The 14,914-nt window shown below is 38.7% G+C and carries 18 protein-coding genes; all 18 read right to left on the bottom strand.

The features are described 5' to 3' along the window. Positions 1 to 31: 31 nt before the first annotated feature. Positions 32 to 2,041, bottom strand: coding sequence for a transketolase (gene tkt, locus BVH02_RS03165; protein ID WP_086498808.1), 2,010 nt, complete (start codon positions 2,039 to 2,041; stop codon positions 32 to 34). A gap of 22 nt (positions 2,042 to 2,063) precedes the next feature. Next, on the bottom strand, positions 2,064 to 3,386 hold the full coding sequence (locus tag BVH02_RS03170) for a glucoamylase family protein (RefSeq protein WP_205635698.1): 1,323 nt from the start codon (positions 3,384 to 3,386) through the stop codon (positions 2,064 to 2,066). Positions 3,387 to 4,273: 887 nt separating this feature from the next. Then, positions 4,274 to 4,429 (bottom strand): hypothetical protein, encoded by a 156-nt coding sequence (locus BVH02_RS21360; protein ID WP_158093853.1) that lies wholly within the window; start codon positions 4,427 to 4,429, stop codon positions 4,274 to 4,276. A gap of 48 nt (positions 4,430 to 4,477) precedes the next feature. Further along, on the bottom strand, positions 4,478 to 5,314 hold the full coding sequence (locus BVH02_RS03180) for a universal stress protein (protein WP_086498814.1): 837 nt from the start codon (positions 5,312 to 5,314) through the stop codon (positions 4,478 to 4,480). 146 nt (positions 5,315 to 5,460) lie between these two features. Then, positions 5,461 to 7,137, bottom strand: coding sequence for a vitamin K epoxide reductase family protein (locus tag BVH02_RS03185; RefSeq protein ID WP_086498987.1), 1,677 nt, complete (start codon positions 7,135 to 7,137; stop codon positions 5,461 to 5,463). A gap of 69 nt (positions 7,138 to 7,206) precedes the next feature. After that, complete coding sequence (locus tag BVH02_RS03190; protein ID WP_086498816.1) at positions 7,207 to 8,136, bottom strand: LEA type 2 family protein; 930 nt, start codon at positions 8,134 to 8,136, stop codon at positions 7,207 to 7,209. Between the two features lie 43 nt (positions 8,137 to 8,179). Then, entirely contained in the window at positions 8,180 to 9,220 is a 1,041-nt protein-coding gene (locus BVH02_RS03195; RefSeq protein ID WP_086498818.1) for an NAD-dependent epimerase/dehydratase family protein, read from the bottom strand. Positions 9,221 to 9,284: 64 nt separating this feature from the next. Further along, the gene (locus BVH02_RS03200; protein ID WP_086498821.1) at positions 9,285 to 10,040 is read right to left on the bottom strand and encodes an SDR family NAD(P)-dependent oxidoreductase; all 756 of its coding nucleotides are present in this window, start codon (positions 10,038 to 10,040) and stop codon (positions 9,285 to 9,287) included. 22 nt (positions 10,041 to 10,062) lie between these two features. Further along, complete coding sequence (locus BVH02_RS03205; protein ID WP_086498822.1) at positions 10,063 to 10,290, bottom strand: heavy-metal-associated domain-containing protein; 228 nt, start codon at positions 10,288 to 10,290, stop codon at positions 10,063 to 10,065. Positions 10,291 to 10,335: 45 nt separating this feature from the next. Continuing rightward, complete coding sequence (locus BVH02_RS03210) at positions 10,336 to 10,659, bottom strand: DUF5676 family membrane protein (RefSeq protein WP_223271790.1); 324 nt, start codon at positions 10,657 to 10,659, stop codon at positions 10,336 to 10,338. A 193-nt stretch (positions 10,660 to 10,852) separates the two neighbouring features. After that, complete coding sequence (locus tag BVH02_RS03220; protein ID WP_086498829.1) at positions 10,853 to 11,341, bottom strand: hypothetical protein; 489 nt, start codon at positions 11,339 to 11,341, stop codon at positions 10,853 to 10,855. A gap of 4 nt (positions 11,342 to 11,345) precedes the next feature. Further along, entirely contained in the window at positions 11,346 to 12,179 is an 834-nt protein-coding gene (locus BVH02_RS03225; protein WP_086498831.1) for a universal stress protein, read from the bottom strand. Continuing rightward, positions 12,176 to 12,388, bottom strand: coding sequence for an SHOCT domain-containing protein (locus BVH02_RS03230; protein WP_086498989.1), 213 nt, complete (start codon positions 12,386 to 12,388; stop codon positions 12,176 to 12,178). The genes BVH02_RS03225 and BVH02_RS03230 overlap by 4 nt, the downstream gene beginning before the upstream one ends. A gap of 514 nt (positions 12,389 to 12,902) precedes the next feature. Continuing rightward, positions 12,903 to 13,589: a cytochrome c biogenesis CcdA family protein gene (locus BVH02_RS03235; RefSeq protein ID WP_086498833.1), complete on the bottom strand. Its 687-nt coding sequence runs from the start codon at positions 13,587 to 13,589 to the stop codon at positions 12,903 to 12,905. Beyond that, a complete protein-coding gene (locus BVH02_RS03240) occupies positions 13,586 to 13,918 on the bottom strand; it encodes a heavy-metal-associated domain-containing protein (protein ID WP_205635699.1) in 333 nt (110 codons plus the stop codon). Before BVH02_RS03240 ends, BVH02_RS03235 begins: the two co-directional genes overlap by 4 nt. Beyond that, positions 13,915 to 14,133 carry a heavy-metal-associated domain-containing protein gene (locus tag BVH02_RS03245; RefSeq protein WP_086498835.1) on the bottom strand — a complete coding sequence of 73 codons (219 nt, stop codon included), beginning with the start codon at positions 14,131 to 14,133 and terminating at the stop codon, positions 13,915 to 13,917. The genes BVH02_RS03240 and BVH02_RS03245 overlap by 4 nt, the downstream gene beginning before the upstream one ends. Beyond that, positions 14,130 to 14,498, bottom strand: coding sequence for a metal-sensing transcriptional repressor (locus BVH02_RS03250; RefSeq protein WP_086498995.1), 369 nt, complete (start codon positions 14,496 to 14,498; stop codon positions 14,130 to 14,132). The genes BVH02_RS03245 and BVH02_RS03250 overlap by 4 nt, the downstream gene beginning before the upstream one ends. Before the next feature lie 79 nt (positions 14,499 to 14,577). Continuing rightward, complete coding sequence (locus BVH02_RS03255; RefSeq protein WP_086498837.1) at positions 14,578 to 14,850, bottom strand: thioredoxin family protein; 273 nt, start codon at positions 14,848 to 14,850, stop codon at positions 14,578 to 14,580. Positions 14,851 to 14,914 lie beyond the last annotated feature (64 nt).

The raw sequence follows: 14,914 nt of genomic DNA on the forward strand, positions 1-14,914 counted from the left end.
GGGCACTGTCCTGATTCATTAATTTAGCTCTTTATGAAAGTAATGCTTTCGCTCTTCTTACCACGTTTTCAATCGTAAATCCATATTCCTGCATTACTTGCTCGCCTGGGGCCGATTCGCCAAATCTATTGATGCCAATAATATCACCTTCATCCGTTACATATTTATGCCAGCCTAAAGGCGAGCCGGCTTCCACCGCCAATCGTTTCTTCAGCGCTTGTGGAAATATTTTTTCTTTATAAGCGGCATTCTGTTTTTCAAACAATTCCCATGAAGGCATACTTACTACACGCGCCCCAATGTTCTGCTCTTTTAATTGCTGCTGTGCGGCAATCATTAATTGAACTTCAGATCCGGTGGCAATCAAAATTATTTCCGGGTTTGTTTCTGATTCGGATAGAATGTAGGCTCCCTTTTCCAATGCATCCGCCTTCGCATATTTCTCCTGGTCAATTACCGGAAGTCCCTGTCTAGTTAATATAATAGCTACCGGGCCGTCGTTATGTTCTATGGCAACTCTCCATGCATGTGTTGTTTCATTGGCATCGGCAGGGCGAATAACCGTTATGTTTGGTATAGATCTTAATGAGATTAATTGTTCAATGGGCTGATGCGTTGTTCCATCTTCACCCAATGCGATACTATCATGAGTGTAAATAAATATTGGACGAATTTTCATGATGGCAGCGAGGCGAATTGGAGGTCGCATATATTCGGAGAAAATAAGGAATGTAGCGCCATAAGGAATAATAAATTTGCTAAGGGCTAGCCCATTTAAGATGGCTCCCATGGCATGTTCTCTTATTCCGAAATGGAAATTTCGCCCTGAATAATTTTCTGAAGTAAATGATTTGTAATTCTCCAAGTCCGTGTCTGTGGATGGAGCCAGATCTGCAGAACCGCCAATTAGGTTAGGCAAATAATCAGCAATCGCATTCAGTACTTTTCCAGAAGCTTTGCGGGTTGCTATTTCCTTATCTCCGGCTTTAAATACGGGTAACTTTTCCTTCCACCCTACAGGTAACTTTCCGCTGCTTAATAATTCATATTCATTAGCCTGTTCTGTATATTTTTCTTTATAGCTCCTGAATAATTCATTCCAGCTCTCTTCTTTTTTTATTCCCTTCTTTCCGGCAGCACGGTAATAATCCAAAACTTTACCAGGCACTTCAAAATATTTATCAGGGTCAAAACCAAAATGCTTTTTCACTAATTTTACTTCATCTTCACCCAACGGAGAACCGTGTGCGGCAGCAGTACCAGCTTTATTAGGACTCCCATAACCGATGTGAGTACGAACTTTTATCAAAGAAGGTCTTTTTGTATCTGCTTGTGCATTTTTTATAGCTGCAGATAACTCCACTATATCATTACCGTCTGCAAGCACCTGGACATGCCAACCATATGCTTCAAAGCGTTGAGCTACATCTTCGTCGAAAGCTAAATTTGTACTTCCCTCAATAGTAATATGATTATCATCATAGAGATAAATCATATTACCTAACTGAAGATGCCCTGCCAAAGATGCCGCTTCAGCAGTTACACCTTCCATCAAATCGCCATCACTGCAAATGGCATAAATTTTATAATCGAAAATATCAAATCCCGGCTTATTGTAACGTGCAGCCATATATTTTTGTGCAATTGCAAATCCTACTCCATTGGCAAAACCCTGTCCTAATGGACCTGTGGTCACTTCAATGCCTGCTAATAATCCGTATTCAGGATGCCCTGCGGTTTTGCTATGAAGTTGCCGGAATTTTTTAAGATCATCCATGGAGATATCATAGCCGGTTAAGTATAAAAAAGTATACTGTAACATGCAGGCATGACCGGCTGACAAAATAAAACGATCACGATTTATCCACTCAGGATTTTTCGGATTATAGTTCATACTCTCTGACCACAGCACATGGCCTAGCGGTGCCAAACCCATGGGAGTACCCGGATGACCTGAGTTTGCTTTTTGAACAGCATCTGCCGCTAAGATTCTTACTGTATTGATGCCTAATTGTTGAATATTTTCTGTTGTTTTATCCATGGAAGTTTAATCAGAAATGTTATTAAGAAGATTTAGCGTTGAGCCAGCCACCTGTAAAACTTGCCAGTCGCAAACCTTTTATGATAGGATGACTTTTTTTCATTTGATTCCATATCAACCCTGATTTATAATTTTCGATCATTAAAATGATCGGACCTTGATTTAATCCAAATTTCCATGGTGAAAACCAAACACTTTGGTGAGTGTCTTTGACAGGAAAAGTGGGGTTAAAACTTGCATCAAAACCATATTTACCATGTTTTTCAAAATCATGTCTTTCTATGGCATGGCGAATGGTTCTTAGAACAACCTCTGGTGCAAACGGAAGCGAAGCTGCAACTGCCCAGGGAGCAATTGTGCCGTCGTCCGGCCCAAAAGGGATCCCTCTTGCCCTGTAATCAAAAAACTTTCTTGGAACACCGTTAACAATACGCTTACTGGGGCCGGGGCCATCACTTGCCGTAAACCCCCAACAATTTTCGCCATAGTGAGCGAATCCCAAAGGATTTTCTATGGCATAGCGTTGCTGGACAAGGGTTGCACGCCGACTGTTTTCAAAGTAATCCACACCGATCTTTTTATTCAGCTCATCACCGATGCCGTTAAAATCAAGCCATATGTGCGACATCTGGTGTATAAAAAGAGGGCCGGCATAAATATGTTCTATTCCGTATAGTTTTTTAAATTCAAAAGTGGATATCCATTTTTTATAGATAGATGGATTGATGGGGAATGTGGGCGAGCCGAGTGCCAGTATATACATAATATGCGCCTCGCTATACTTTTCGTCCCAACGGAAACGAAGAAAGCCGGATTCCGGCTTCCACCCATGGGCAACCGAGTCACGACCGTTCAACGCCCACTTCCAATCAACCCGGGCATAGAGTTCATCGGCAATAGACCGGATTTCGGTTTCGGATTTATTTTCCCCTGAAAAATAATTTCGTGCAGTCAACACTCCGGCCAATAATATAGCGGTATCAATCGTGGACAATTCACTATTTAATGCCCTTTTTCCGGTCTGCATATCCAGGAAGTGATAATAGAATCCCTTGTATCCTGTCGCATCCACTTCGATACCCTGATGGCTGGTATGGAAAAACTTTAAAACGGTAAGCGTCCTTTTGATTGCCTCATCCCGGGATATATATCCGCGCTCAATACCGACAATATAGCAGCTCAACCCCATACCTACCGCTGCTATACTTGACGGAGATCCTGGTTGGCTTTTATCCGCTATTAACCCGGTATGCCCGTTCACCTCTTTTAGGAAATACCCAAAGGTTTCCCGCTGAAGGAGATCCATCATTTCTGTATCGGTACTCTGGGGATTTATCTTTTGCAAGTGTTTAGATCTTAATGGTTGCGTCATTCTACTGCTTTTACCTGAATTTGACTTTCCTATTTAGATGCTTTTTTATACTTTACTGTCTTTATCTATTAACTAACAGACCCTGAACTTTCAAGAATTATATTGCTGACCTACGCCATATGACTCCCCTATTCGACTTTAAATGTGAGATGAAGCTTTTATTTTAAACTATTGCTTTTTGATAGTAATTAATTAATATTTTACTAACCTCATTAAACGACAGTTTTATAAGTATTAGAAGCTCTGTAATACTTTGTTTAAATCTTTGTGGTTCTAGGAATAACTCCCTCAATTCATTTATAACATTCTATGATAAAATCATTTGTCATTTTAAATCACCCATAGGTATTTCCACATAGGACAGGAAAAATATTTTGAAAGGATTTCTATCTCGATAACAGCACACATATCTCCCATTAATATAATTACTAAGCAGGCAATAGTAAAAAATATAAGAGCTAATAAACTTTTTCATCATGATTATTTTTTTTCTCTCTTTTCAAGCATCTTATTTTCTATCATTTCCTTTTTAATATCCTGCCGGACCAGTCCGAATAAACTCATATAGATATTGGCAATCCACACCAATGAAAATCCTGCAATTATATAACCTCGCCAATCACTCATCAGTAATGTGTAATTCGTTATAAAAAGAAAAAGAATCGTTACGTAATGGCTAAAGCAATATTCACAGGTAAAGAGATAAAAGAATTTTCTTTCCACTATGGTTTTACCTCGCACACTTCGATTAACACAATAGTCTTTGAATTCACGAAAAACTTCTTCGTGAGTCACTGTCCACGCGATGCAGGCAATGGGTATGGCCAATATAAAAAGCCAGATTAATTGTACCGAGACCGTCAATATACTCGTCGCGTCAAACTTATAGTATCCATTCCTAATTTAGCATCAGTCACGAATAAACTTCTATCACTGGCAAGAAAAATCAAACTTTCCATGCCAATCCCAGACAAGCTTTCCTTCATTAACGTTTTTTTGTTTTCCAGTTTTTTCATTATTCTTTTTGATTTTTGTAATTTTAAATACAAATATAGAATGCTGTTTTATTCTCCCAAGGAATACGTCCATATTGGACAATCCATACGATTGACAACCTCTTCAGCCACACTTCCTGAGAATAAATGAGCCAGACCTTTGCGACTGTGCGTACCCATAGCAATCATATCCGCCTTAATCTCAATAGTGAAATTGATGATGGCATCCGATTCGTAAAAATCATTTCGCGTGTTAATTGTATAATTCTGAAGATCAAAATCCTTCGCATACGCTTCCATCATATCTTTCTCATCAATTGTTCTCTTCATATTGTGAGGTGTATTCACCAGCAACAGATGAAGCTTAGCAGAAAAGAAATTTTGTAATTCTTTGATATGAATCAGTAATTTATTTTGATTCGGATCAAGTGTGGTGGGAAATACAATGTTTTTAATGTCAGACAACTCGAGCGACTTCCTAATGGCCAATACAGGCAATGGGGAGAAGCGAACAACTTTTTCAGTATTTGAACCCACAAGAAACTCTTTAATCCCTGTTGCCCCTTGTGTACCCATAACAATCAAATCCACGCTATTTTCTTCTGCTATATGAATAATAGTTCTTGTGATGGGGCCGTGCTCTATCATGGAGCGAACATTGATTGACCCATTCGTCCACTTGGTCTTCAGTTCTTCTAGTTTCTTTTCGGCACTTAAATTCATATCATTCAAGAAATTATCTTCAAAATAAAGTGCTGGTACCTGTATTGTGCCGCGCAAAACTGGAAGCTCAATTACATGGAGTAAAATAATTTCTCCTTTGCTTTGTTGCGCAATCTGAAATGCAAATATGAAGGCCTGAACTGCCGAATCAGAAAAATCGCAAGGGACGAGTATCTTTTTCATTTGTTTTATTTTATGTAAATAATCATTAGTAAAATTTATTTCTTAAAATGGATCTGAGAGTTTGTTTGATTCGCCGTACCCTGTGATTGACATTTTAAAGTTTGATGCTTTCACTTGCCCTACCCTATTCTCAAAAAAATCATTTTTTACACTACATATTTATCCCAAAGTCCGTAGGTTTCTTTGATTTTCCCTTTAGAAAAGGAAAGTGTCACTATGATAAGTCCGGCAAGGCTACTGCTTAGGGTGTGCGCCATATTGCTATCCTCTATCAACCAAGGCATAACTACCAGCGCTAGTCCTAACAATACGTTGAAATAGCGAAAACTTCTAAGTACTTCGGCCATGGCCACTACTGCAAAAACGATCACGAGTGCTCCTCCCAAGTGGTTCAAGTTTGCAGCAGATGTTTCTATTCCCATCTGGAAAACGGCTGGAGAAATCATCAACCAAAGTCCAATGATTACAGAAATGGTTAATTGCCAAGGAGCAGTCATTCCCCATAGCGATGATTTAAAAACCTTCCAGGGGTTGTCTACAAATGTTGCCAAGTCTGGGGAACGTTGATCGTTTTCAGTGGAAAGCGCTTCACCGCCTTTCCAAAATACTGTCCATAACGAATCTCCTTTCTGTTTTCTCTGCACCATGTGTTGCCACATAGCAATGACTTCATCGATTTGTAACGGAATCATGGGAAGCATAATAATGGCAGAAAACAGGCAAAGTGCACACCATGCGCCTACGGTAAGTGGCTGGGAAACCACTAAGAATATACTCACAAAACCTAGTGGAATGACCAAAATACCAAAAAAAGTAACCATCCAAGGCATAGTCCGCCATCGGGAAGTGCCGCCCATAAATCCCATTAGAAATTCCAGCGTATAGGCGAGCGTGCCCAGTGCCGCATCTGAAATGGGAAAACTATGAGACATATCGGAGTTCAAAACATTTAAAGTGCCTTCCCCAAAAAAAGGATCCCAAACGGTATCTATATAACCTAATTGAAATGCTCCCAAATAGCGGGAGGCTATCCACCCGATAAATGCCAAGCCAATCATAATAGATCGCTGTGGCCAGCTGGAGGGATTGTAACTCCAACCGGTAGGCACATTGCCCCCCATTTTCATAAAAGTGATCATATTGGGCATACCGGGTATGAGGATGGATAAGGCAATAATTAAAACCCCGACCAGGGTACCGTTGTAGTAGGCTACAGCAGTTGGTGCCCAAAAAATGAATGGAGCCATACTAATCCATATTCCTATAAAACAACTGATCCAAACGCTATAAGGACGGTTTGGCTTAAGGGATCTCCAACCAAAAATAACCAGAAGCACCCCACTAATGATATCGCTCCAATACATGGCAGCAATACGATCACTAAGGGACAACCAAACTGGTCTTCCTCCAGCAGGTGCTACCGCATTCTTGCCATAATCAAAAGTAAGTGGTGAAGCGATCATCCAAAATCCCAGCAATACAATAACCCAGTAAACCCAGAGCGTTTGTTTGTGGTGATCTTTCAACATTTTCATGCGATCATCTGCACTCATTTTCATCGCGCCCATATCCATATCCATGTGTTTATGGCCCTTTTTGTGTTCGTGGCCTTCCATGTCCATTATTGGTCGGGTGACGCCTCGTGAGCCCATACCTTCCATTTTGTGAGATTTTTCTTCCCCTTTGGGTACAAGCTTCATCCCGCACTTAGGGCATTTTCCCGGCTTATCGCTGATAATTTCAGGATGCATGGAGCAAGTGTATTGTGTGCCTTGTTTTTTGTCACCCTTCTTAGGATCGTGACTGTGCATTTCATCTTTCATGTTTTCCATAACCCTATTACATTTATGCTTCCTTCCGTATGCGATAATCCTTCCCAAGTACAGTTTATTTTACTGGCGCTCCTTTTCTTTGTTCTTCTCGTCTTTTGCAAGCTTGATTAATTCTTTTAGCGTACCGGTATCATTCACCGTCACTTGACTATTTTTTATAGCATTGTTATCCGACACTAGATTCAAATCCATACTTAATTTATATTCTACTTTTCCTCCTTTGCTGATAAGCGGACCTAGGCTTTTAAAAATGTGGGAAAACGAAATGCGCAGAGGTAGTAATAGTTCCGTACTGTCCTGTTGTTTAATATCAATTGCTCCCAATTCTGCTCCGGTAATCCAGGGATGGCCACCGAGCGAAAATTTATATTTCAAATCTTTTAACTGGAAAGGAAATTTATTCCTGTTTCCTATCATCACCTTTAAAAACAGGGTAACCCCCTTTAGGTTAAGTGAATCGTGAGATACTTCCTTTAGTCGTGCAGTGGGGATATAGAACAAGGGAAGCAGCTTCTCTGTATCTATCTCAAATTTCTTTTTGAAGGGTATGTGTGTATGGAATGTGGTTTGAATGCGGTACAACACACTGTCTTTTCCCAGTTGATCTGCTTTGGCGAGTGTTGCAAGCAGTTTTTCATTGTTAATAGTTACTGGCAGGTCAATCCAAGTGCTGTTCCATTTTCTTATAAGAAGTGATTTTGTATACGTGCTTTTGATCACCTCCACGTCACCGATAAATAGTTTGTATTGAAGACTATCGGCTGTAAAATTAAAAGGCAGTGGATTATGAATTAGTAATTTTTCGTCCATGTTGATTTCATCCGAACCCAAATTGGATATTTCAACAATTCCTATCTCAAGACGAGGAATTAATAAAGTGCGGTAAGGACTTTCATTTTTTGAATAATGATAAAATTGCAACGCAAAAAATACTACAATTGGCAGTAGAATTAAAGCAAGTAAAACGAGTACTATCCGCTTAGCTTTCATGGAAATTTGCGTATAAATGCATGGTCATATCATTTCAACATCTCTATTTCTCTAATTTATTTACCTGATAAAATTTCTTTGGATTGGCCTTTAAGTTTTCAACCATTTTGGGCAGGGTATCTCGCAAACCGTGCTTTGGTTTCCACCCCAACAACTTTTTAGCTTTGGAGCTGTCCATTTCAAAATGGTCATCGGCCAGATCGATCATCCAGGGTTTTATAAATGCTTTACCAAATAGGTTTTGCATAAAGGCACCAGCTTTGGCAAACCACTTTGGAATAGGGATAATAGGAGATTTTTTACCGGAAATTGCTTCACTGATAATGTCCTGCAATTCCTGATAGGTCAGGGTCTCATCATCGCCAATATTCAATACGACTTCCTTTGGAAGGTCATTCCTTTTTTCAACAGCAAGGGCTATCGCATTGATGACATCATCTCGATGCACAAAGGTGCTGCCATGGGCGGTATTTGCTGGATAGAGCCGTGCTGAAATTTGCTTTTCATAAATACGCTGTACCTGATTGGTGATAGGTATTGAACTGCCCTCTTCACTATACACACCTGCAATTCGCATCATTACTACAGGGATTTCACCCCGTTTGTCGTGCATCACTTTTTCAGTCGTGACTTTAGATTTAGGATAATCCCATTTAGGTTCCAACGGCGATTCTTCAGTAATTAAGACTCCTGGCGAGGAAGGTTTATAAACCAGCATGCTGCTTGAAAAAATGAATTGCTCCACTTCAAAATCCTGTAAGTATTTCAGCATCCGCTCAGTGCCTTTTACAGTCACTTTATCATACAGCTCAGAGGGTTCGCCTAAGAAATCATAATATGCCGCGAGATGCACAACCGAGGCTATTTTGTTACCATAAGCGTAGCGAATTCTTTTGAATGCAAAGGCCATTCGTTCATCGTCGGTGAGATCCACACAGACACATTCTGCCTCAACGGGCGGAAATGGAGAGCCATCTTGGTCAAATCCAACGACATGGTATTTTTCAGCAAGCTTATGAATTAAGGCTGAGCCTATCATTCCACTGCTTCCTGTCACAATTATTACTTCGGTTTTGTCTTTCATTTTAATATTCTATTTCCTAAAAAATTAGAATTTATTTTTTAGGATCTAATTGGTAGGAAATATTTTATTGAGTTGTATAGCCTCCATCAATTGTATAATAAGAACCCGTAACAAAAGAAGATTTTGAAGAGCTTAACCAGAGAACTAATTCGGCAACTTCTTCTGCAGTACCTAACCTGCCAATGGGGTGAAGTCCGGCTAAAGATTTTATAGTTTCCTCATCGAGAGTGTCGGTCAGTAATGGAGTAGTGATATATCCAGGACCCACAGCATTGATCCGAATTTGCTGGTCAGCATAATCCAATGCAGCAGTCTTGGTAAGTCCCACAACACCATGCTTTGCAGCAACATATCCAGGTACATTTTTAGAACCTACCATCCCAAGTATGGAAGCCATATTTACTATACTGCCACCTTCGCCAGTGGTTAACATGGCAGGAATCTGATACCGCAAGCCATAAAATACACCCGACAGATTGACACTTATAATTTTGTCCCAAGCGTCAATGGGATACTCTCCTGTGGGGGCTAATTCTCCACCAATTCCCGCATTGTTGCACGCAATGTGCAAACCACCGTATTTCTTTACGGCCATTTCCACCATTGATTTTTGATCATCAGGATTGGAAGTATCTGCTTTTATGAAAAAAGCTTCTCCCCCTTTTGATTTAATGAGGTGTACTGTCTCATTTCCGCCTTTTTCATCTATGTCGGTCACGACAACTTTTGCACCTTCAGATGCATATAGTAATGAAACTGCTTTGCCAATACCAGAACCTGCTCCTGTAACAATGGCCACTTTGTTTTCTAAATCTTTCATCATTTTAATTTTTAAAATTTAATTAAACTGATTTAAGTTCTGCAATGGTGTAGTGCGTATTCTTTAATGCATCCTGAAGTGTATCGGCTTTAATTATAGCTGAAGAAGTTATCTCAGCCTCTTTCTTTGCAAGGTCAACTGATACGGATGTTACACCCGGTGCAGAAGACAATCTATTTTTAACTGTTGCAACGCATCCGCCACAACTCATACCACCTATTTGATAAGTATGCTTAATTGAATTTTCCATGATTTCTAATTTATTTATGTTTTATCCACTCTCCCCGTTACGCTATTATTGGTACTTTTTGTTAAAAGATATATTATAGACTGCTGCTATCAGCGCTCCAAATAGCCAACCCAGGATAAATATTTCTACTAATCCTATTAATGCTTCAGTCCAGGGCACCTCCATTCTAATAATAGCGCTGGTATCAAAACCATGGAGTAAGCTGTTAAAAAACAGGACAGTACCTTTATGGCCTACCGTAGCCATCAGAATAATACAGCCCAAGTACAAAACAACTCCTGCCACTCCCCAAGCCAAAGCAAACTTTTTAATGTTGATGTGTTGCATGATCATTTTTGTTTTTAGATTGATTTTTTTGATCGTTGTCATGCCCGGAATGGCTTCCGTGCCCGCCATGGCTTCTCATCATAAAAAGGTGAGCGACGAAAAAGATGATGGCGAAAATGAAAAGCGAGTTAGTTCCATTAAAGCCGAAAACCGGCAATAAAAATAGCAGGAGGAATATACCCAGGCATCCTACCAGCATCCACGTCATGTGATTATTTCTCATAATTATAGTTTTTTAGTGATGGTCTCCATGGTTTTCTATCCCCATCTTTTCTCTGTTTCTCATCATCGTTTCCTTGTCCATCATACCTTCATTATGCATCATATCCATCATCTGCCCCATCATATTGGGCTTATCTTTCATGAGGGTTATCATGTGCGTACACACAGAGGTATCTGACTCAGCCATATTCATCATACTGCTCATCATGCCTTTCGACATCTCAGGATTACTGTTCATCATACCCATCATATTTTCTTTGTTAGACATCATCATACTCATCAATTCACCATTGTCTTTCATCATCATTAGGGTATGATCATCTTCCATCATAGCCTGCATCAGTTGTTTCGAATGTTCATTATCAGAAATGATAGTCTCATATAGCTGATTTCGGGATTCTTCATTTTCCAATATTTTGCTTATATCCCCCTGTTGCTGACAAGCCGAAAATGCTAATATCAAAAAGGGGAATACTACTGCTGTTTTCAATATCTTCTTCATAAAACTATTTGTTAAGGTTTATACTTAAAATGGGTGTTTCAGAATGATTTGCCAGACTTTCGGTTATACTTTTACTTACAAAACTTAAGAAACCTGTTTTTCCATGCGTAGTCAGCGCAATAAGATCAGCCTCTACAGTTTCAGCAAATTTTAAAATCCCTCGCTCTTCATTCAGCGAATTGTAGATGTTGGAAGTACAGGTTCCTCCTCGGGGACAGCTTTCGTGAAAAGCATTCATTTTTTCCATACTCATGTCGGTCTCCTCAAATGAAAATGGCACATTGACATATAGCAGGTGAATATTGGATTCGTTGAGATCGGCAAACTTCACCACCGTGTGGAAGGGCGCTTTAACATCTTCTTCAAAATTGGATGCAAAAACTATATTCTTAATTGGCCAGATAGATTTTTCTTTGATAATTAACACAGGTACGGTGGAGTCTCTCAATACCTTTTGAGCATTTGACCCAACAAATAGTTCTTTTGCCCCGGATGCACCGTGCGAACCCATTACCACAAAATCATGATGATGAAATGGAATGTGTTTAAGTATTTCTTCTCTGCCCACATCAAACACTACAAACCGCTCTGCTTTTACTCCCTTATCTTTAGCCTTCTTTACCAGTTTATTAAGTGCGTCTTTAGCATGGCCTATTTCCTTTAAAATTTCAGGAAATCGCTTCTCCTTTTCTTTATCCAACTTTACCCAAGGGATAGGGGTGATTTTAAGATGTAAAAAATGAACTTGAGCGCCAGATTCTTCAGCTATTGAAATGGCAATATCTGCTGCACGGTTTGCAGCATCGGAGAAATCGGTAGGTACTAATATATTTTTCATATTTGCAAATCTTCTCTAATGTGGTTGTATTCCTTCTTATTAATCTCTCCTTTTGCATACCTCTTTTTCAATAGATCTAATGGCGTTTCCTTTTTGGTTTTTTGCCCAGGTATGTCCCAGGGTGTAAAAAAAAGCCAAATCATAAATATTACCCAGATCATCCACCAAATGGTGTGCATACCCCAATAGTGTCCTTCTAACAAATGCATAAAATTTATTTTTAAATTATATAAATTACTTAAAACGATCTTATCAATCAGTGATGATTTAACCCAATCCAAATTTAACAGATTGTTACACTCTCGATTTGTTAAATCTTGTCTTTGATGTATGATATTCCGCTATTCAATCATCATAATACCTTAGCTAAACCTAGCTATATTCATATTTGCCCGAGACTTCCTTGAGATGTCTGCCAACCAAAGATGGATCACCAAAAAAGTTGACATGCCTTAATGTTGATCAAGAGTCGTTATTCATTATGAGAGAAAGTCTTATCAATAATAACTAAAAAAATATTAGTCAAATTATACTAAATCATATAACTGAGTTTAGAATTTCAAAAAGTTTTTGGGTCTTTTAAAGACACTTGAATCTAGAATCCCAAGTGTTTTGGTCTACCACTCACCACAATCCCTAGGAGGCATGTGACGCTTTTAATGGCGCTATCCTCAGTATTCAACACTTAGCTCAGCTACGCCTTTTAAAGATCCACTTTGTCAGTTAGAGATAAAATGTAAAAACTCTGAAAAAATAAAAACTTAAATAGAGTAGTACCATTCCACTCAATATTTGAATACTTTTTCTTAACCAAGATAGTTTAGCAAGTTTTGAAACAGAACTTGAAAATAAACCAACAAGCAAAAAAGGAAGTCCTCTCCCAATACCAAAACAGAAAGCTAGAATTAACCCATAAATTAAACTCGCTTTTGCAACTGCAAAGGATAATAAAAGTAATAAAGGAGCAGCTGCTGTACCTAAACTAAATATAAATCCATAAATGAATGAACCACCAATCCCCGGTGTTCGTAAAGATTCAAGTTGTCTAACACGCAAATAGGGTCCATAAAAGGCAATTCCTGCTGCGATTAACGCTATGACTCCCATTGCCAAAGCCCAATACTTCCCGAATACTTCGGTCAGGAAAATTCCTGAATAGCCTGCAATGGCTCCTAATAATGTTAAACAAAATACTATTCCAATAAAAAACGAAAAAGTGACTGCAAATCCTGTTTTTGATTCCCGCACAGAAGTACTTCCAACATAACCTGCAAAGCCAAGTCCAACAGGCAATGTACAAGGGCAAACACCACTTGAAATCAATCCTGCAACAAAGGCAATGCCCAAACTTAAAATTGAACCATCTTGAAAAATACCGGAAAATCCATTTAAAAATTGCTCCAGATTCATTGTGATAAAGTTTTTACAGCTCCAGCTTTATAGCCAATTTCATCAATCGCTTGTTTGATTTTATCTAATGCAATGTTATCAGGATTGTATTGTATAGTTGCATTCTTATTTTCAAGGCTAACTTTCACTTCATATATGCCTTCTAAATCGGAAAGAGTATTTTTTACTTTTGCTACACAAGCCATACAGCTCATTCCTTCAATCGAAACTTCCACGAACACGTTATCAGCCAGGTTTACATCAGCACGACTGCTTTTTTTCGGATTTTCAGCACATCCTAATAAAAGCACAACCATTAGTAATAATGAAAAATTGACAGCAATTTTCATATACCAGTTTTTTTTGGTTCATACCCTGATTTGATCAAAGCAGTTTCTATTTGTGATTCATTTATCTGATTAGGATCAAACTCCACTTGTACAGTTTTCTGTATCGTTTTAGTTTTTACTATTTTAATTCCATGTAATTCTTTTAAAATGTCTGATATTTTTTCAGCGCATCCTTGACAAACCATATTGCCAATTGTTAAAGTTGTAGTTTTCATATTTTTTTATCTTTGCTTGTTTGTAGAAACTCATAAATGGTCTCCATCTCTTTCATTTTGTCAGTAAGCTCGTAAAGATTTAAATTAGGGAACTGATTTCTAATGGTAGCAATTTTCTCCTCTTGGCCGCAATTGCCAGGACAAGCTTCTAATGCCTCTGCAATTTTAATAGCCAATGTTTTTCTGTACACTTCGTCTAAAAGAAGATGCTGAGCTTTTTCAAATCCATTGTTAACTGCTTTAAACAGATTGAGAATTTGAGCTGGATTATCACTTTTATCAAGCATCCTTATAATTCCTTCAACTTGTCCATTGATGCTTTTTAGACGGGTTTTTAGGTCTTTTGTTAAATCTTTTGGTAACATAATAATTGCAATTAAATACATTCCAAACACTGAAAATCAGTATTTGGAATGTATGGACACCTAATTTATCAACTTCCTTTTAAATCGCTTTTCCTACTCCGGCAGCGACTAACTCATCTTTACTTACTCCTCTGTCTTTGCAGCAGTCAAGCAATTTTCCATTTACGACTACGGCAGGCAAAGAAGTGATGTTATATTCCTTCATTTTGTCAACACATACTTTAGAGTCACATTGCTCAATGGTATTATAAACTGTTACTTCGCAGGAGTCACAAGCCATTTCATTTACCATTTTTACCACTGGTTCACACACTGGGCATCCAGCTGTAAATACTTCAATTTGTCGTTTCATCTTTTTAAGATTTTAATGATTAAAATTAATTACACTCCAAAGATGGGGGCGGTATAGGGGTGGT

Source organism: Algoriphagus ratkowskyi, from assembly GCF_002150505.1.
GTDB lineage: Bacteria > Bacteroidota > Bacteroidia > Cytophagales > Cyclobacteriaceae > Algoriphagus > Algoriphagus ratkowskyi.